Genomic DNA, 18025 nt, shown 5'->3' on the forward strand with positions numbered 1-18025 from the left:
GCCCCGCCGCACGCTGGGAGACGGACCTGCGTGCGACGGGGCCCTCGGGGCTCCCCTCCTTCTCGCCTCCTTCTCGGGAGGAGGAGGGGAGGATCAGGAGCTGGACGACGAGGCGTCGGAGTCCAGCGTGAGCGAGACGGTCTTGGTCTGGCCGTCGCGCAGGTAGGTCACGGTGACCTGGTCGCCGGGCCGGTACGCCCGGATCGTCGCGACCAGCGAGTCCGCACCGGTGATGACGTGGTCGTCGATCTTCGTGATCACGTCGCCCTTGTCGAGCCCGGCCTTGCCGGCGGTCGAGTCCGAGCCGATCTCCTCGACCCGGGCGCCCTCGGTGGTCGAGGTGGTGTCCTGGCCGGACGCGTCGGCGACGGAGATGCCGAGTCGGGCGTGGGTGGGGGTCTCGCCGTTGATCATCTGCTGGATGACCGGCATCACCTCGTCCATCGGGATCGCGAAGCCGAGGCCGATCGAGCCGGCCTCGCCCTGGGTCGAGCCGGCGGTGCGGATCGAGGCGTTGATGCCGACCACCTTGCCGTCGAGGTCGACCAGTGCGCCGCCGCTGTTGCCGGGGTTGATCGCGGCGTCGGTCTGGATGGCCGGGTAGGTCGTGGTGTTGCCCTGGCCGTCCGAGCCCACGTCGACCGGGCGGTCCAGCGCGCTGACGATGCCGCTGGTCACCGTGGAGTCCAGGCCGAAGGGCGAGCCGATCGCCACGACGCTCTGGCCGACCCGCAGGTCGCTCGACTTGCCGATCGTCGCCGGCTGCAGCCCGGACACCCCCTCCGCCTTGATCACGGCGGTGTCGGTCAGCGGGTCGGTGCCGACGATCGTGGCCTTGGCCGAGGTGCCGTCGTTGAAGTCCACGCTCATCGAGCCGTTCTGGCCGGCGACCTCGGCGACGTGGTTGTTGGTGAGGATCTCGCCGTCGGAGCTGAGGATGATGCCGGAGCCCGAGCCGGAGCCCTCGGTGCCGGAGACGTTGATCTTGACCACCGAGGGCAGCACGGCGGCGGCCACCTGCTCGACCGAGCCGTCGGGGGCCGGCGTGTCCGGGGTGTCGACGACCTGGGAGGTCGAGGGCGAGGCCGAGGCGCTCGAGCCGGACGACCCCTCGCCGTCGAGCGAGCTGTAGACGGCGGCGCCCCCGACGCCGGCCAGGCCACCCACCACGACCGCGGTCGCCACGACGGTGGCCGTGAGGCCCGCACGTCGCGGCCGGCGGACCGGCAGCGGCTGCGTCATGGTCGGCGGGCCGGACGGCGGCGGGCCCTGGGGCACGGGGTGCTGGAAGTACGGGTTGTGTCCCGGCGGCGGTGTGGTGGGCTGGTCGGTCATGCCATCACGGTCGCCAGTCGGCCTGTGACCTTGCTGAGACGGCGCTTTGTGGGCGCGAAAAGATTCAGCCCTCGGGGTCCTCGACCGCGAGCGCCAGCCGCTTGAGCAGACCGGCCAGCGTGGCCCGCTCCTGCTCGTCGAGCACGTGGAGCAGCTCGTCCTCGCCCCGGCCGCGCAGCTCCATCGCCCGCCGCCAGACCGCGGCGCCGGCCCGGGTGACCTCGACGTCGACCCGGCGCCGGTCGTCGGCGTCGGCGCGCCGCTGGATCCACCCGGCGTTCTCGAGCGCGTCGAGGCGCCCGGTCATCCCTGCGTTGCTGATGCCGAGGTCGGCGGCCAGGGCCGAGGGGCTCGCGTGGCCCGGGGTGTCGCGGATCATCAGCAGGTGCAGGGTGTCGTACTCGAAGTCCTGGAGGCCGGTCGCGAGCAGGGCCTGCTGCTTGACGCCGCGCAGGTGCTTGGTCAGCCGGCCGATCCGCACCACGATCGCCTCCACGTCGTCCTCGAAGGAGACGTCGATCCAGTGGTCGCGCCACCGCGCGACGTGGCGGTCCGCCCAGTCCTCGCGGTCGCGGGATGCCTCCACGGAGGCATCCTACGGAAATCTTCGTTGACGAATAGTTCGTCAGCGAATTGAATAGGCGGCATGGCGGTCTCGGGCGACATGGGCACGGTGGAGAGCCCGCTGCGGCACCGCGACTTCCGGCTCCTCGTCGCCGGTACGACGACCAGCTCGCTCGGCAACGCGATCACGCCGATCGCACTGGCCTTCGCGGTGCTCGACCTCGGCGGCACGGCGACCCAGCTCGGGCTCGTGGTGGCGGCGTATGCGCTCGCCGACGTGGTGACCGTGCTGTTCGGCGGGGTGCTCGGCGACCGGGTGCCGCGCCAGCTGATGATGGAGGGCTCGTCGATCGCGTGCGCGCTCGCCCAGGGTCTGGTGGCGGTGCTGCTGGTCGGCGGCTGGGCCACGATCGGGCTGCTGGCCGTGCTCGGCGCTGTCAACGGCTGCCTCGGGGCGCTGAGCCAGCCGTCGTCCTCGGCAATGACGCGGATGACGGTGCCGCCCGGACTGCTCGGTCGTGCCGTGGCGATGCGGGCGCTGCTGCAGACCAGTGCAGCGGTGGTCGGCTACGCGCTGGGCGGCGTGCTCGTGGCGGCCGTCGGCTCGGGCTGGGCGATCGGGGTCGACGCGCTCACGTTCGCGGTGGCGGCCTGGTGCTTCGCCCGGCTGCACGTCCCGCACACCCGCCCGGAGGGCCAGCGGCAGACGTTCCTCGCGGACCTCGGAGAGGGGCTCCGCGAGGTGCTGCGCCACACCTGGCTGTGGCTGCTCATCGGCCAGGCGCTGCTCTACCACCTCTTCTACGGAGGAGCCCAGTCGGTCCTCGGGCCGATCGTGGTCGGCGACGGGATCGGCCGGTCGGCCTGGGGGCTCGCGCTCGGCACGCTGATGGCGGGCTTCGTGGTGGGTGGGCTCGTCTGCCTGCGGTGGGAGCCGCGCCACGGCCTGTTCGTCGGCACCGCGCTGCTCTCGCTGACCGCCGCCTTCCCCCTGGCGATGGCGCTGAGCGACCAGCTCGCGCCCATCCTGGTCGGGGCCTTCCTGCACGGCTTCGGGCTCCAGGTCTTCGACGTGCAGTGGCAGGTCTCGATCCAGCAGAACATCCCCGAGGACCGGCTGGCCCGCGTCTACTCGTTCGACATGGTCGGCTCGTTCGTCGCCCGGCCGGTGGGCCTGGCGCTGGTCGGACCGGTCGCGGAGGCGGTCGGCTTCGACCGCTGGCTGGTCGTCGTGGGCTGCGTGATGGGTGGCTCGGCGCTGCTGTCCCTGCTCTCGCCGGACGTTCGGCACCTCGAGCGGACCTGACCACAAGATTCCCGCAAGGCGCGCCCGCCGCCGCCCCGCCGGCCCGACCCGGTGCCATCGTGGGTAGGCACGCGTCCTGGGGGGAGTCACGCATGCGCAAGCTCACGTCCGCTGCGGTGGTCCTCGCCTGCTGCGTCGGCGCGCTGGCGGTGCTGCCGGCCGGCGGGCCCGCGGTCGCGGCCACCGGGTGCACCACCGTCACGCAGCCCCTGGGCGCCGCGACCGGGTGGACCGAGTTCGTGGAGGGCAACGGGACCCGCACCTCGGAGTCCGAGGGCGCCATCGCGTACGGCGGCGACCACACGGCAAGCGGGATGACGGTCGGGACCCGGCTGGCAGCGGGCTTCCCGGCCGGGTCGGCAGCGCTGGTCGTCGCCGGCGCCCACGGCACCTACAACCTGCAGCGCGGCAGCGCCTACCTCAGCCCCAGGTCGGGCGTGAACTTCAACGGCGGCTCCGGCACCGGCTACCTCGCCACCGACCCGGTCGACTTCGCGGCGGCCTTCGCCGACCTGCGGGCCCGGTCGACCGCCTGGGGCGCCGCCACGCCCACCGGGACCGTGGTGGCCGGGACGACGGGCGGCAACGCGGCGAACGTGCTGACCGGCACCGACCCGACCCTCAACGTCTTCACGATGACCGCGGCGCAGCTCGGGTCCGGCAAGCACATCGGCATCGACGTCCCCCCGGGGTCGACCGTCCTGGTCAACGTGCCCGGCGCCACGGTGAGCATCACCGGGCAGCTGTGGATCAAGACCGGCGGTGGGTTCCAGCAGGCGAACGACTCGCTGATGGCGAGCTGGCCCGGAGTGCTGTGGAACTTCCCCGACGCCACCTCGATCGCGATGTCCTTCGGCTCCGCCTGGGGTGGCAGCATCCTCGCGCCGAGGGCGGCCCTGACGGTCTCCTCGGTGGGTCACACCATCGGCCAGGTGGTGGCCCGGTCGTTCAGCTCGGGCTTCGAGACCCACCAGCGGCTCTTCCCCGACACCGCGTGCCTGCCGGCCCCCACGGCGCCGACCGGGCCGGCCGACGTCACCGTGACCAAGACGGCCTCGACCTCGAGCCCGCACGGCGGCGACACCGTCACGTACGCGCTGACCGCCCGCAACGTCGGGCTGTCGCCGGCCGAGGGCGTCGTGCTCACCGACCGGCTCCCCGCGGGCGTCACCTTCGACTCGGCCAGCCCGGGCTGCACGATCTCGGCCGGCACGGTCACCTGCGCCGTCGGCACCCTCGCCCCGTCGGCGTCGGCCGCGGCCTGGGTGAAGGTCGTCGCGAACCCCGTCGCCGGCGCCGGTGCCGCGCCCCACCCGCAGGCCTACCACTGGTTGAAGCCCTACAAGGTCGAGCAGCAGGTCGACCTCGACCCCGGCCAGACCCGCAGCGTCACCGTGTCCTGCACGGGCGACGACATCCTCAGCGACGGGTCGGTCCGCCTCGACCACGTCGACGTCGGCACCGGCGCGCTCACCGACCTGCGCGTGCTCAGCGCGGAGTCGACGGGCACCGGCACCTGGAAGGCGGTCGTGCAGAACCCGACCACCGGGCGCGCGCAGGCCAAGGCCTTCGTCGTCTGCCTGCCCGCCAGCACGGAGTCGGCCGACCGCCAGAGCGGGTACGACGACCGGCACCGGCACCCGCTCGCGGCGGACTCGACGCTGGTCACCGCCACCACGGCGTACGGCGTCGGCCGCCGGACGAGCACGCTGACCTGCCCGGCGGGGACCGTGCCGGTGGCGCCGGGCTACTCGCTCTCAGGAGGCGACGCCACGCTGGCCGCGTCGGAGCACGACCACTCCGCGGCGCCGCGGAGCTGGACCTTCGCCTTCGAGGTGGCCGCGCCGACGACCGCCACGGTCAGCACCCGCTGCCTGCACACGACGGTCGGCGCGGTCCTCGGGCACACGCACGAGCTGCGGTTCACCGAGGTCGTCCGGACGGTCACGGTCAGCGGGCACACCGTCGCCGAGGGCGACGAGCTGCAGGTCGCCTGCCCCGAGGACGCCAAGGGTGTCGTGGCGACGTGGGACCTGCCGGCCGGGGTCCGCAGCCTCGGCAACGACCCGCGCCTGAAGGCGCGGGCCTTCCGGCTCCACAACGCCACCGGCACCGCGAAGACCGCCACGATCGACCTGCTCTGCCTGCGCGACCGCACCACCACCGAGGACATGGGCACCTCCGACCCGGTCTCGATCGACAACACCGTGATCGTCGGCTCGGCCTCCGCCGACGCCGACGGGACCAACAACTCCTCGACCGCGACCGTGACGGTCCAGCCCGGCGCCGCGACCGCGGCCGTCGTGGGCCGGGCCGCGGCCACGACGTCCTCGCTCGCCCTCCGGGTGGTCTCCTCGATGCCCGGTCGCGGTGCCGTGACGGTCCGGTCCGGGACCGTCGTCCTCGCCCGCGGCATCGTCACCTTCCGGGCCGGTGCGGCCGCGACCGCGCGTCCGCGGCTCACGCCGGCCGGGCTGCGCCGGATCGGCCGGCTCCACCGGGTCCGGGTCACCGTCGACCCGACCCGCGGCCCGACGACGTCAGCGACCCTGCCGGTCGCCCCGGTCAGACCGGCAGGCCACGCTCGCGCAGGGTCGCGCGGAGTTCCGCTGCGGTCCTGAAGCGGATCGCGTCCATGCCGAGGGCGGCCGCGGCGTCGACGTTCACCTGCTTGTCGTCGACGAAGACCAGGAACTCGGCGGGGACGCCGGCTCGGTCGACCACGGCGCGGTAGGCGGCCGGGTCGGGCTTCGCGGCGCCGATCCGACCCGACACCACGACCTCGTCGAAGAGGCCGAGGACCTCGAACCGCCGCGGTGCGTGCGGGTACAGCTCGGCGGACCAGTTGGTCAGGGCGAACAGCGGCACGCCGGCCTCGTGGAGGTCGCGCACGATCGCACCGGTGCCCGGCACCTCGCCGAGCAGGGACGCGGCGAAGTTCGCCCGGTAGGCCAGGGCGTGCGCCGCCCAGTGCGGGTGGGTGCGGCGCACCTCCGCCTCGGCGTCCGCCCACGAGCCGCCCGAGTCGGGCCCGTGGTTCCACGCCATGAAGTCGAAGTCGTCGGCGGCGAGGAACCGCCGCGCCTCCACCTCGCCCACGCCGGCGGCGATCGCCGCCCCGGGGTCCCAGTCGATCAGGACGTTGCCGAGGTCGAGGACGACGGCTGCGGGGGTCGGGTGACCTTGGTTGCGGTCGGCGTTCGTCTCACTGGGTCTCGATACGCGCGTCACGGCTTCGCAGGCTCAGCCGTGGCGCTACTCGACCTGGCCCGGCTTCGTCGCGGCGCTGGGCTGAGCAAGCTCAGCTCCAGCGCTCCGACGCGGGCACAAACTCCAGCGTCCGGGCGCCGGTGTAGATCTGCTTGGGGCGCGCGATCTTCTGCTCCTTGTCCTGCACCAGCTCCGACCACTGGGCCAGCCAGCCCGGGGTGCGGCCGATGGCGAACAGGACGGTGAACATCTCCGGCGGGAACTGGAAGGCCTCGTAGATCAGCCCGGAGTAGAAGTCGACGTTCGGGTAGAGCTTGCGCTTGACGAAGTACTCGTCCTCGAGCGCGATCTTCTCCAGCTCCTGCGCGATCTCCAGCAGCGGGTTGACCCCGGTGACCTCGAAGACGTCGTCGCAGGCCTTCTTGATGATGGTCGCCCGCGGGTCGTAGTTCTTGTAGACCCGGTGGCCGAAGCCCATCAGCCGCTCGTTGCCGTCCTTGACGCCCTGGATGAACGCCGGGATGTTCTCCTTCGAGCCGACCCGCCGCAGCATCCGCAGCACCGCCTCGTTGGCACCTCCGTGCAGCGGGCCGTAGAGCGCGCCGATCCCCGCCGAGACGGCGGAGTAGGGGTCGACCTGCGAGGAGCCGACCGAGCGGACCGCGTTCGTCGAACAGTTCTGCTCGTGGTCGGCGTGGAGGATGAACAGCACGTCCAGGGCCCGCACCAGGCGCTCGTCGGCCTCGAACTTCGACTCGCTCATCTTGAACAGCATGGAGAGGAAGTTCGCGGTGTAGCTCAGGTCGTTGTCCGGGTAGACGTACGGCTTGCCCTGCGCGTGCCGGAAGGCCCACGCGCCCAGCGTCGGCATCTTCGCGATCATCCGCACGATCTGGATGTGCCGGTTCTGCGCGTCGCTGATGTTGCGCGCGTCGGGGTAGAAGGTCGAGAGGGCCCCCACCGACGCCATCAGCATCCCCATCGGGTGGGCGTCGTAGCGGAAGCCCTGCATGAACGACTTCACGTTCTCGTGCACGAAGGTGTGGAAGGTGATCTCGTGCACCCAGGTCTCGTACTGCTCCCGGGTGGGCAGCTCGCCGTGGATGAGGAGGTAGGCGACCTCGAGGAAGCTCGACTTCTCCGCCAGCTGCTCGATGGGGTAGCCCCGGTACTCCAGGATGCCCTTGTCGCCGTCGATGTAGGTGACCGAGCTGCGACACGACGCGGTGTTCACGAACCCGGGGTCGTAGACCGCCAGGCCGGGGGCGTCGTCGCCGGTCTTGATCTGGCCCAGGTCCGCGGCCTTGATGGCGCCGTCGGCGATCGGGACCTCGTACTCCTGTCCGGTGCGGTTGTCGCGGACGGTGAGAGAATCAGTCACCCCCCCAACTTAGTCGGCGCCCGGGCGGCGTGCGAACACGGTGTCCGAGGACCGTGCGCCTCGGCGGGCGCGGGGAGGGCGCCGGAGCCGGGTCCCTGCGGTTTTGACCAGCCCGAACGCCGCCCCGTACTCTTGTCAGTCGCGCCTCCTGCCGCGCTCCGGCCCAGCCACGGGACCGGGGTGCAGACCCGGAGAAGACCACCGCCGCAGCACGGGCGGGGGCCGGAGACCGGGCAGTGTTCGTCAGAAGGCGTGGCTCCACCACCCGGCCGGCGCACGGTCGACCGGGCCCGACGAACGAAGGAAGCACTCTCGTGCGCACGTACAGCCCCAAGCCCGGCGACATCACCCGCCAGTGGCTCGTCATCGACGCGACCGATGTCGTCCTCGGCCGCCTCGCGGTGCAGACCGCCAACCTCCTGCGCGGCAAGCACAAGCCGATCTTCGCCCCGCACGTCGACACCGGCGACTTCGTGATCATCGTGAACGCCGAGAAGGTCGCGCTCACCGGTGACAAGAAGACGACGAAGATGGCCTACCGCCACTCCGGCTACCCGGGCGGCCTCTCGGCCACCCCGATCGGTGAGGTCCTGGAGAAGGACGCCCGCAAGGCCATCGAGAAGGCCGTGTGGGGCATGCTGCCGAAGAACAAGCTCGGCCGTCAGATGCTCAAGAAGCTGAAGGTCTACTCCGGTCCCGAGCACCCGCACCAGGCCCAGAAGGCCACGCCGTTCGAGATCAAGCAGATCTCCCAGTAATCCACCTGCACGGACACCGAGAGAAGAGATTGCATCAACATGGCTGACACCAACGAGGTCGAGGAGACCTACGAGGTCGACGAGCAGGGGATCGCGTACAGCTCCGAGAGCGCCCCGTCCGCCGACGCCCCGCTGCGTCCTGCGACCATCGCCCCCGCCGCGGCCACCGGCCGGCGCAAGGAGGCCGTCGCCCGCGTCCGGATCGTCCCCGGCACCGGCCAGTGGACCGTCAACGGCCGCACGCTGGACTCCTACTTCCCGAACAAGCTGCACCAGCAGGTCGTCAACGAGCCCTTCGCTGCCCTGCAGCTCGAGGGCCGCTTCGACGTCATCGCCCGCATCCACGGCGGCGGCATCACCGGCCAGGCCGGTGCGCTGCGCCTGGGCGTGGCCCGCTGCCTGAACGCCGTCGACGTCGAGGCGAACCGCCCGTCGCTGAAGAAGGCCGGCCTGCTGACCCGCGACGCCCGCGTCATCGAGCGCAAGAAGGCCGGGCTCAAGAAGGCCCGCAAGGCTCCGCAGTTCAGCAAGCGCTAGTCCCCACCGGATGCCGCGCATCTTCGGCACCGACGGGGTCCGGGGCCTCGCCAACGGTCAGCTGACCGCTGAGCTGGCCCTGGACCTGTCGGTCGCTGCCGCTCGGGTCCTGGCCGACCGAGGCGAGTTCGCGGGCCACCGCCCGCTCGCCGTGGTCGGCCGGGACACGCGGATCTCGGGACAGTTCCTCGAGCACGCCGTCGTCGCCGGCCTCGCGTCGGCCGGCGTCGACGTGCTCCGGCTGCGGGTGCTGCCGACCCCGGCCGTGGCCTTCATGACCCAGGCGCTGGGTGCCGACCTCGGCGTGGTCATCAGCGCCTCGCACAACCCGATGCCCGACAACGGCATCAAGTTCCTCGCCCGCGGCGGGCTCAAGCTCGACGACGCGGTCGAGCGCGAGATCGAGCAGCATCTCGACGAGCCCTGGGAACGGCCGCTCGGCGCCGACGTGGGCCGCGTGACGCCGTACGCGACGGCGGTCCAGGAGTACGTCGACCACCTGCTCTCGACGATCGAGGCGCCGCTGGCCGGCATCCGGGTGGTGCTCGACTGCGCGCACGGCGCGGCGTACGAGGCCGGCCCGGCCGCCCTGCGCGCCGCCGGCGCGGAGGTGGTCGCGATCGGGACCGACCCCGACGGCCTCAACATCAACGACGGCTGCGGCTCCACCCACCTCGGCCCGCTGCAGGCCGCGGTCGTCGAGCACGGCGCCCACGTCGGGTTCGCCCTCGACGGCGACGCCGACCGCTGCCTGGCCGTCGACCACACCGGCACGCCCGTCGACGGCGACCAGATCATGGCGGTGCTGGCGCTGGGGATGTCCGAGCGCGGCCGCCTGCACCGGGACACGGTCGTCGCGACCGTGATGAGCAACCTCGGCTTCGTCAACGCGATGAAGGCGGCCGGCATCGGCGTGCGGCAGACCAAGGTCGGCGACCGCTACGTGCTCGAGGCGATGCGGGTGTCCGGCTACTCCCTCGGCGGCGAGCAGTCCGGTCACGTCATCATGAGCGACCACGCCACGACCGGCGACGGCATCCTGACCGCCCTGCACGTGCTGGAGCGGATGGCGACGACCGGGCAGAGCCTGCAGGACCTCGCCGGGATCGTCACCCGGCTCCCGCAGGTGCTGGTCAACGTCCCCGACGTGGACAAGTCCCGCGCCGACGAGGACCCCGTCGTCGCCGCCGCGGTCGCCGAGGAGGAGGCGGCGCTGGGTGACGGCGGCCGCGTGCTCCTGCGGCCCTCCGGGACCGAGAACCTCGTGCGCGTGATGGTCGAGGCCGGCACCGAGGAGGAGGCGCACGCCGTCGCGGGGCGCCTCGCGGACGTCGTCAAGCGCCAGCTCGCCCTCTGACCATGACCGCGCCCGGGCCGACCCTGGCGGTCGACGGCCTCGCGAAGTCCTTCGGACCGGTGCGTGCCGTCGACGACCTGACGTTCTCGGTCCGTCCCGGCGCGGTGACCGGGTTCCTCGGTCCCAACGGTGCCGGCAAGACCACGACCCTGCGGATGCTGCTCGGGCTGACCCGACCGACGTCGGGGCGGGCGCTGGTGGGGGACCGGCCGTACGTCGAGCACCCGGTGCCGGCGCGCGTGGTGGGGGCCGCGCTCGAGGCCGCCAGCTTCCACCCCGGCCGCAGCGGCTTGGCGCACCTGGAGGTCTACGCGCCCCAGGTCGGCGTCTCGCGCCGGCGCTGCCGCGACCTGATCGAGTTCGTCGGGCTGGCGGACGCGGCCGACCGACGCGTGGGCGGCTACTCGACCGGGATGCGGCAGCGGCTGGCCCTGGCCACGGCCTTGCTGGGGGACCCACCCGCGATCGTGCTCGACGAGCCGGCCAACGGCCTGGACCCCGAGGGCATCGTCTGGCTGCGCCGCCTGCTGCGCGCCTACGCCGACGAGGGCCGCACGGTCCTGGTGTCCAGCCACGTGCTCGGCGAGGTCCAGCACACCGTCGACGACGTCGTGATCATCGCCGCCGGTCGGCTCGTGCACGCCTCGTCGCTCGCCGACCTCGCCGGTCTGGCCGCGCCGGAGACCTACGTCGAGTCCCCGGACCTTCCGGCGGTCGAGCGGTTGTGCGCCGAGCAGCGCTGGGAGGTCCGGCCGGCCGAGCGCGGGCTGCTGGTCGCCGGTCCCGCTGCCGAGGTGGGCGCGGCGGCGTACCGGGCGGGCGTGGAGCTGCACCAGCTGGCCTCCCGCGGCGGCGACCTCGAGGACGTCTTCCTGCGGCTCACCGGGGGCGAGCGGTGAGGCCGGCGCTCGTCGCGGAGTACCGCAAGCTCGTCAGCACCCGGATGTGGTGGGTGCTGCTCCTCGCGCTCGCGGCGTACCTCGCCTTCATCGGCGGCGTCCTCGGCTTCACGCTGGTCTACGCGCCGCAGGACCAGGGCGGGGTCACGCTGCACGGCGTCGACGCGGCCACCGCGATCTACAGCCTGACCAACGGGATCGGCTACGTCTTCCCGCTGGTGATCGGCAGTCTCGCGATGACGACCGAGTTCCGCCACCGCACCATCACCCAGTCGCTGCTCGTCGAGCCGCGGCGCGGTGTGCTGCTCGGCGCCAAGCTGCTCGCCACCGTGCCGGTCGGGCTGCTCTACGGGGTGGTCGCGACGGTGGCCGTGGTCGCGACGAGCGCCCCGTTCCTCGCGTTCGCCGGCGACGGCGCCTACCTCACCGACCCCGCTGTGCTGCAGGTGCTCCTGCTCAGCGTCGTCGTGACCGCGCTCTGGGCGGTGATCGGGGTCGCGTTCGGGAGCGTGCTGACCAACCAGGTCGCCGCGATCGTGGTGATCCTGGCCTTCACCCAGCTGGTCGAGCCGATCGCCCGGCTGGCCCTCGGCGCGTTCTCGGGCTTCGACCAGGCGGCGAAGTTCCTGCCGGGCGCCGCGGCCGACGGGCTCGTCGGCGCGAGCTACCTGTCGTCGTACGCCGGCGGGGCCGCCGACCTGCTGCCGCGCTGGGCCGCCCTCCTGGTCATGCTCGGCTACGCCGCCGTGCTGGCGCTCGTGGGGCTCTTCACCACGCTGCGGCGCGACATCGGCTGAGGTCTCGATACGCGCCGTCGCGACCTCCTTCGTCGGTCGCGGGCGCTACTCGACCTGGCGCCCGGATCTCGCCCGAGCAAGCTCGGGCGCGACATCGGCTGAGGTCTCGATACGCGCCGTCGCGACCTCCTTCGTCGGTCGCGGGCGCTACTCGACCTGGCGCCCGGATCTCGCCCGAGCAAGCTCGGGCGAGGGGTGCTCAGAGCTTCCGCAGCCGCACGTAGCGCACCGAGTGGTCGCGCGCCTTGCGCAGCACGAGGGTGGCGCGGGAGCGGGTCGGCAGGACGTTCTGGGTGAGGTTCGGCCCGTTGATGGTGTCCCAGATCCGCTCGGCCTCGGCGACCGCCTCCTCGTGGGAGAGCGCGGCGTACTTGGAGAAGTAGGACTCGGGGTCGCGGAACGCCGTCTCGCGAAGCCGCAGGAAGCGCTCGACGTACCAGCTGCGGATGTGGCCGGTGCCGGCGTCGACGTAGACGGAGAAGTCGAAGAAGTCACTCAGCGTGAGGCCGGCCCGGCCGTCGTCGCGGGCGCGCGCCGGCTGGAGCACGTTGAGCCCCTCGACGATCACGATGTCCGGCCGCTTGACGACGACCTTCTCGCCGGGCATCACGTCGTAGGTCAGGTGGGAGTAGACCGGTGCCTCGACCTCGTCCTTGCCGGACTTGATGTCGACCACGAAGCGCAGCAGCGCGCGGCGGTCGTAGGACTCCGGGAACCCCTTGCGCTGCAGGAGACCGCGCCGCTCGAGCTCGGCGTTGGGGTAGAGGAAGCCGTCGGTGGTCACCAGGGCGACGTTGGGGTGCTCGGGCCAGTGGGCGAGCATCTGCTGGAGCACGCGCGCGGTCGTCGACTTGCCGACCGCCACCGACCCGGCCAGGCCGATGACGAACGGGGTGCGCGGCGGCTGGCTCTGGTGCAGGAACTCCTCCTGCGCGCGGTAGAGCGTGCCCGCGGACTCGACGTACAGGCTCAGCAGGCGGGACAACGGGAGGTAGACCTCCGCGACCTCGTCGAGGTCGAGCTGGTCGCCGAGGCCGCGCAGCCGCCGGATCTCCTCCGCTGACAGCGGGTTCTCCATCTCGGGGGCCAGCGCGGCCCACGCGGAGCGGTCGAGCTCGAGGTACGGGGAGGACTCCTCGGGGTGACCGCCGTGGGAGGACATGGCCGCGATTCTCGCAAACGCCCGCAGCTACAGTGGCGCCCATGTGCGGGATCGTCGGTTACGTGGGTCACAGGCAGGCACAGGAGGTGGTCGTCGAGGGGCTCCGGCGCCTGGAGTACCGCGGCTACGACTCGGCCGGCATCGCCCTCGTCGCCGACGGGACGCTCGCACTCGACAAGCGGGCCGGCAAGCTCGCCAATCTCGAGAAGGCCATCGCCGACCGCCCGCTGCCTGCGGCCACGATCGGCGTCGGCCACACGCGGTGGGCGACGCACGGGCCGCCGAACGATGTCAACGCCCACCCGCACGCCGGGGCGACCGGTCGGGTCGCTCTCGTGCACAACGGGATCATCGAGAACTTCGCCGAGCTCCGCGCCGAGCTGGAGGACCGTGGCGTCCAGCTGGTGTCCGAGACCGACACCGAGGTCGCCGCCCAGCTGCTCGAGCTCGAGGTGCTCGGCGGCGCCGACCTGACGTCGGCGATGCTGGCGCTGGTCCGCCGCCTCGAGGGCGCTTTCACGCTCGTCGCCGTCGACGCGCTCGACCCCTCTCGGGTGGTCGCGGCCCGGCGCAGCTCCCCGCTGGTGGTCGGCATCGGCGAGGGCGAGAACTTCCTCGGCTCCGACGTCGCCGCGTTCATCGAGCACACCCGGGAGGCGCTCGAGCTCGGCCAGGACCAGGTCGTCACGATCACCCGCGAGGGCGTCTCGGTCGCGAACTTCGACGGCACGCCGGCCACCGGCCGGCGCTACCACGTGACCTGGGACCTGTCCGCAGCCGAGAAGGACGGCCACGACTGGTTCATGCGCAAGGAGATCTACGAGCAGCCGCGGGCCGTCGCCGACTCGCTGCTGGGCCGGCACACGGTGTCGGGGCAGCTGCAGCTGGACGAGATGCGGCTCTCGGACCAGGAGCTGCGCGACGTCGACAAGATCATCATCATCGCCTGCGGCACGTCCTTCTACGCGGGCATGGTCGCCAAGTACGCGATCGAGCACTGGTGCCGGGTGCCCGTCGAGGTCGAGCTCGCCTCGGAGTTCCGCTACCGGGACCCGATCCTCGACTACTCCACGCTCGTCGTCGCGATCAGCCAGTCCGGCGAGACCGCCGACACACTGCAGGCGATCCGGCACGCGCGCGAGCAGCGGTCCAAGGTGCTGGCGATCTGCAACACCAACGGCTCGACGATCCCGCGCGAGTCCGACGCGGTCATCTACACCCACGCCGGTCCCGAGATCGGGGTCGCGTCGACCAAGGGGTTCCTGACCCAGCTGGTCGCCTGCTACCTGCTGGCGCTCTACCTCGCCCAGGTCAAGGGCACCCGCTACGGCGACGAGATCGCCCAGGTCATGCACCAGCTCGAGGCCATGCCCGACCGGATCCAGCAGGTGCTCGACGACGACGAGGCGGTCTACGAGCTCGCGCGCCAGCACCTCGGCACGCGGTCCGTGCTGTTCCTGGGGCGGCACGCGGGCTACCCGGTCGCCCTCGAGGGGGCGCTGAAGCTCAAGGAGCTGGCCTACCTGCACGCCGAGGGGTTCGCCGCCGGGGAGCTCAAGCACGGCCCGATCGCGCTCGTGGAGGAGGGCCTGCCGGTGCTGTGCGTCGTGCCGCCCGCCGGCCGGGACCAGCTGCGCGACAAGATGGTGAGCGGCATCCAGGAGGTGCGGGCCCGAGGGGCTCGCACCATCTGCCTGGTCGAGGAGGGCGACGACGCCATCACGCCGTACGCCGACGTGGTGGTCCGGCTGCCCAAGGTGCCGGTGCTCCTCCAGCCGCTGGTGGCCGTCGTGCCGCTGCAGCTCTTCGCCTGCGAGCTCGCGACCGTCATGGGCCACGACGTCGACCAGCCGCGCAACCTGGCCAAGTCCGTGACGGTCGAGTGACCCCGGTGTCAGCGTGATCATCGGGGTCGGCATCGACGTCGTCGACGTGGAGCGGTTCGGCGAGTCGCTCGCGCGGACCCCGGCGCTCGGCGCGCGGCTGTTCACCGAGTCCGAGGCATCGCGTCCGCTGGCCTCGCTCGCGGCGCGGTTCGCCGCCAAGGAGGCCCTCGCCAAGGCGCTCGGCGCCCCCGCCGGCATGCACTGGCACGACGCCGAGATCGTCTCGGAGTCGACCGGCCGGCCGACGTTCTCGCTGCGCGGCTCGGTCGCCGCCCGGGCCGCGTCGCTCGGCGTCGGCTCGGTCCACGTCTCCCTCTCCCACGACGCCGGCATCGCCTCGGCGGTGGTGGTGCTGGAGTCCGCGTGACATTCGGGTCGTGTGCCTGAGACCTACCTATGCGGCGGTGTGGGGCACACGACCCGGCAGTCCGAGCGCGACGAGGTCGGCGGCCAGCTCCGCTGCCTCATGGCGCACCTCGTACGCCGAGCACCGCACCACCACCCGGTGCCGGGTGATGATGCGGCGAGCCCGGCGATGGTCGGCCATCGCCGCCCGCACGTCGAGGTGGAACCCGCCCTCGACCTCGAGCACGAGCGTCAGGTCGTCCGGAAGGTCCCACTCGCAGTCGGTCCAGCGGCGCTTGCCGGCCCGGTCGAACCTCGCGCGCTGCCCGGTCGGCAGCGGGAGCCCGTAGCGGCGGCACATCCGGCGCACGTCGAGCTCCGCCCCGGAGTGGGCACCCCCGGCGATGTCGCTCAGGGTGCGCTTGAACGGCTTGGCCCACCGCAGCGGCCTGAGGAGGTCGACCCACTCGACCATGCGCTCCGGCGTCGTGAGCCGCTGCTGGACCACGGCAGCGATCGCGCCATGGGCCGGCCGTGGCGTGGTCTGGTAGGCCGCGAACAGCAGCACGGCAGGTTCGAGCCGGCAGACCGGGATTCCGGGCCTGGGGTGACGCAGGAGGTCGAACGGCCGGCGGCTGCGGAAGAACCGGACCCCGTTGACCGGTTCGAAGCTGAGCTCGTCATCGACGTAGACCGTCACGGCGTCACGGTCCCAACCGGTGAGCCCTTGTCGGCCCGCGGCGGTGAGACCACCGAGCATGCTGCGCTCGCCGGCGTGCAGGACGGCGAGCCACTCGCGCTGGCTGCGGGTGAGCTCGCCGGTCACGGTGCTGACCACGCGGGGCGTGCGCTCGGCCCACCGGCCCGTCCGCACCTGGTGGTCCACGTGCTCCCAGCCGATCCCGTGCCTGGTCAGCTGCCGTCGAGCCACCAGGCCTTGCTGCGATCCGATGAGTGCGCGCAACACGTCGTCCATGGTGGTGACGCTGCCCGCTCGCCGACTTCTTGCGTTGGTCCTCCACAGGGATTCGAGTCGTGTGCCTGAACCCGACCCCTGGGTAGGTCTCAGGCACACGACCCGTTCACTCGGGGCCCGCTAGCGTGGCCACATGAGGTGCGCGCACACGGTCGAGCAGGTGCGGGCGGCGGAGGCGGCGCTGATGAGCCGGCTGCCCGAGGGTGTGCTGATGCAGCGGGCCGCCGCGGGGCTGGCGGCCGCGGTGGTCGACCTGCTCGGTGGGGGCTACGGGCGGCGGGTGCTGCTGCTGGTCGGCTCGGGCGACAACGGCGGCGACGCCCTGTACGCCGGGGCGATCCTCGCCCGCCGGGGCGCCCAGGTCGAGGCCTGGCTGCTCTCGGACCGGGCGCACCCGGGCGGGGTCGCGGCCCTGCTGGCGGCGGGCGGCCGCACCACCAGCGGCGACCCACGCCGGCCGGACGTCGTCGTCGACGGCATCGTCGGGATCGGCGGCCGGGGCGGCCTGCGCCCGGAGGCGCAGCGGGCGCTCGGGTCGGTCGCGGGGGTGCCGGTCGTCGCGGTGGACACCCCGAGCGGCGTCGAGGTCGACAGCGGCGAGGTCACCGGTCCGCACGTGCGCGCCGACGTCACCGTCACCTTCGGCACCTACAAGGTCGCCCACCTCGTCGACCCCGCCGCGAGCGCCAGCGGTGTGGTGCACCTCGTCGACATCGGGCTCGACCTGCCCGAGGCCCCGGTCGAGGCGCTGCAGCCCGACGATGTCGCGGCACTGCTGCCGCGTCCGACGCCCGACGCGCACAAGTACCTGCGCGGCGTGGTCGGCGTCCGCGCCGGCAGCCCGCAGTACCCCGGTGCCGCACTCCTCAGCGTCGCCGGCGCCGACACCGGCCTGTGCGGGATGGTGCGGTACGTCGGTGACCCCTCCGTCGCGGCCACCGTCCGCCAGGTCCACCCCGAGGTGGTCGGGGAGGGGCGTGTCCAGGCGTGGGTCGTCGGCTCCGGGGGCGGCGAGGACGCCGGGGACGAGCTCGCGGCGGCGCTCGCCGACGACGTGCCTCTCGTCGTCGACGCGGACGCACTCGCCCACGTCGACAGGCCGCCCGCCCACGCCGTCCTCACGCCCCACGCGGGTGAGCTCGCCGCGATGCTGGGGGCCGACCGGGCGGACATCGAGAGCCGTCCTCTCCACCACGTCCGCGCGGCGGCCGAGCGCTACGGGTGCACGGTGCTCCTCAAGGGGCGGCACACGCTCGTCGCCACGCCCGACGGCCGGGTCCGGGTGACCACCACCGGCACGCCCTGGCTGGCCACGGCCGGCGCCGGCGACGTGCTGGGCGGGCTCGTCGGGGCGCTGCTCGCGGCCGGGCTGGCGCCGTACGACGCCGCCTCGGTCGGCTCCTGGCTGCACGGTGCCGCGGCGACCCTGGCGAGCGGGGGCGGCCCGCTGGTCGCGGGGACGGTGGCGGCCGCAGTTCCGGACGTGGTCCGGGGGCTGTCGACCCCGTAGTG

16 protein-coding genes are annotated in these 18025 nt (G+C 72.8%); 10 read left to right on the forward strand and 6 right to left on the reverse strand.

The features are described from left to right. Positions 1-93 precede the first annotated feature (93 nt). Together ACILRH_RS04635 and ACILRH_RS04640 are read right to left on the reverse strand one after the other, a co-directional pair. On the reverse strand, positions 94-1335 hold the full coding sequence (locus ACILRH_RS04635; protein WP_395691133.1) for a S1C family serine protease: 1242 nt from the start codon (positions 1333-1335) through the stop codon (positions 94-96). Between the two features lie 64 nt (positions 1336-1399). Continuing rightward, positions 1400-1921 (reverse strand): MarR family winged helix-turn-helix transcriptional regulator, encoded by a 522-nt coding sequence (locus ACILRH_RS04640; protein ID WP_395691135.1) that lies wholly within the window; start codon positions 1919-1921, stop codon positions 1400-1402. A gap of 60 nt (positions 1922-1981) precedes the next feature. Here ACILRH_RS04640 and ACILRH_RS04645 point away from each other — a divergent pair, with 60 nt between their 5' ends. Both ACILRH_RS04645 and ACILRH_RS04650 read left to right on the forward strand, forming a co-directional pair. Beyond that, the gene (locus ACILRH_RS04645) at positions 1982-3205 is read left to right on the forward strand and encodes an MFS transporter (protein WP_395691136.1); all 1224 of its coding nucleotides are present in this window, start codon (positions 1982-1984) and stop codon (positions 3203-3205) included. A 92-nt stretch (positions 3206-3297) separates the two neighbouring features. Beyond that, the gene (locus ACILRH_RS04650; protein ID WP_395691138.1) at positions 3298-5826 is read left to right on the forward strand and encodes a choice-of-anchor A family protein; all 2529 of its coding nucleotides are present in this window, start codon (positions 3298-3300) and stop codon (positions 5824-5826) included. Here ACILRH_RS04650 and ACILRH_RS04655 read toward each other — a convergent pair. Both ACILRH_RS04655 and ACILRH_RS04660 read right to left on the reverse strand, forming a co-directional pair. Beyond that, positions 5771-6436 (reverse strand): HAD family hydrolase, encoded by a 666-nt coding sequence (locus ACILRH_RS04655; protein WP_395691140.1) that lies wholly within the window; start codon positions 6434-6436, stop codon positions 5771-5773. The two genes, ACILRH_RS04650 and ACILRH_RS04655, sit on opposite strands and share 56 nt — an antisense overlap. Before the next feature lie 70 nt (positions 6437-6506). Next, positions 6507-7796, reverse strand: a complete 1290-nt coding sequence (locus tag ACILRH_RS04660) for a citrate synthase (protein WP_395691141.1) — start codon at positions 7794-7796, stop codon at positions 6507-6509. Between the two features lie 314 nt (positions 7797-8110). Here ACILRH_RS04660 and rplM point away from each other — a divergent pair, with 314 nt between their 5' ends. From rplM to ACILRH_RS04685, 5 genes are read left to right on the forward strand one after another with little or no spacing between them, the layout of a single operon-like run. After that, the gene (rplM, locus tag ACILRH_RS04665; RefSeq protein ID WP_395691143.1) at positions 8111-8554 is read left to right on the forward strand and encodes a 50S ribosomal protein L13; all 444 of its coding nucleotides are present in this window, start codon (positions 8111-8113) and stop codon (positions 8552-8554) included. Positions 8555-8593: 39 nt separating this feature from the next. Continuing rightward, positions 8594-9091 carry a 30S ribosomal protein S9 gene (gene rpsI, locus ACILRH_RS04670; protein WP_395691145.1) on the forward strand — a complete coding sequence of 166 codons (498 nt, stop codon included), beginning with the start codon at positions 8594-8596 and terminating at the stop codon, positions 9089-9091. A gap of 10 nt (positions 9092-9101) precedes the next feature. Further along, positions 9102-10448, forward strand: coding sequence for a phosphoglucosamine mutase (glmM, locus tag ACILRH_RS04675; RefSeq protein ID WP_395691147.1), 1347 nt, complete (start codon positions 9102-9104; stop codon positions 10446-10448). A gap of 2 nt (positions 10449-10450) precedes the next feature. Beyond that, positions 10451-11347 (forward strand): ABC transporter ATP-binding protein, encoded by an 897-nt coding sequence (locus ACILRH_RS04680; protein ID WP_395691149.1) that lies wholly within the window; start codon positions 10451-10453, stop codon positions 11345-11347. Further along, positions 11344-12144: an ABC transporter permease gene (locus ACILRH_RS04685; RefSeq protein ID WP_395691151.1), complete on the forward strand. Its 801-nt coding sequence runs from the start codon at positions 11344-11346 to the stop codon at positions 12142-12144. Before ACILRH_RS04680 ends, ACILRH_RS04685 begins: the two co-directional genes overlap by 4 nt. A gap of 199 nt (positions 12145-12343) precedes the next feature. Here the strand turns inward: ACILRH_RS04685 and coaA are convergent, their stop codons facing one another. Further along, entirely contained in the window at positions 12344-13306 is a 963-nt protein-coding gene (gene coaA / locus ACILRH_RS04690; protein ID WP_395691153.1) for a type I pantothenate kinase, read from the reverse strand. 41 nt (positions 13307-13347) lie between these two features. Between coaA and glmS the strand changes: the two genes are divergently transcribed. Both glmS and ACILRH_RS04700 read left to right on the forward strand, forming a co-directional pair. After that, on the forward strand, positions 13348-15192 hold the full coding sequence (glmS, locus tag ACILRH_RS04695) for a glutamine--fructose-6-phosphate transaminase (isomerizing) (protein WP_395691154.1): 1845 nt from the start codon (positions 13348-13350) through the stop codon (positions 15190-15192). Positions 15193-15205: 13 nt separating this feature from the next. After that, complete coding sequence (locus ACILRH_RS04700; RefSeq protein ID WP_395691156.1) at positions 15206-15559, forward strand: holo-ACP synthase; 354 nt, start codon at positions 15206-15208, stop codon at positions 15557-15559. 27 nt (positions 15560-15586) lie between these two features. On the opposite strand, the gene ACILRH_RS04705 is transcribed toward ACILRH_RS04700, so the two are convergent. After that, a complete protein-coding gene (locus ACILRH_RS04705; protein ID WP_395691158.1) occupies positions 15587-16513 on the reverse strand; it encodes a hypothetical protein in 927 nt (308 codons plus the stop codon). Positions 16514-16646: 133 nt separating this feature from the next. On the opposite strand from ACILRH_RS04705, the gene ACILRH_RS04710 reads away from it, so the two are divergent. Then, entirely contained in the window at positions 16647-18023 is a 1377-nt protein-coding gene (locus tag ACILRH_RS04710) for an NAD(P)H-hydrate dehydratase (RefSeq protein WP_395691160.1), read from the forward strand. Positions 18024-18025 lie beyond the last annotated feature (2 nt).

The organism is Nocardioides sp. (assembly GCF_044226765.1).
In the GTDB taxonomy this organism is placed as follows: domain Bacteria; phylum Actinomycetota; class Actinomycetes; order Propionibacteriales; family Nocardioidaceae; genus Nocardioides.

Bases quoted from the DNA above. Each gene is read 5' to 3' on its own strand.
- ACILRH_RS04635 (WP_395691133.1), bottom strand. From the start codon at position 1,335: ATGACCGACCAGCCCACCACACCGCCGCCGGGACACAACCCGTACTTC.
- ACILRH_RS04645 (WP_395691136.1), top strand. From the start codon at position 1,982: ATGGCGGTCTCGGGCGACATGGGCACGGTGGAGAGCCCGCTGCGGCAC.
- ACILRH_RS04650 (WP_395691138.1), top strand. From the start codon at position 3,298: ATGCGCAAGCTCACGTCCGCTGCGGTGGTCCTCGCCTGCTGCGTCGGC.
- rpsI (WP_395691145.1), top strand. From the start codon at position 8,594: ATGGCTGACACCAACGAGGTCGAGGAGACCTACGAGGTCGACGAGCAG.
- glmM (WP_395691147.1), top strand. From the start codon at position 9,102: ATGCCGCGCATCTTCGGCACCGACGGGGTCCGGGGCCTCGCCAACGGT.
- ACILRH_RS04680 (WP_395691149.1), top strand. From the start codon at position 10,451: ATGACCGCGCCCGGGCCGACCCTGGCGGTCGACGGCCTCGCGAAGTCC.
- coaA (WP_395691153.1), bottom strand. From the start codon at position 13,306: ATGTCCTCCCACGGCGGTCACCCCGAGGAGTCCTCCCCGTACCTCGAG.
- glmS (WP_395691154.1), top strand. From the start codon at position 13,348: ATGTGCGGGATCGTCGGTTACGTGGGTCACAGGCAGGCACAGGAGGTG.
- ACILRH_RS04705 (WP_395691158.1), bottom strand. From the start codon at position 16,513: ATGGACGACGTGTTGCGCGCACTCATCGGATCGCAGCAAGGCCTGGTG.
- ACILRH_RS04710 (WP_395691160.1), top strand. From the start codon at position 16,647: ATGAGGTGCGCGCACACGGTCGAGCAGGTGCGGGCGGCGGAGGCGGCG.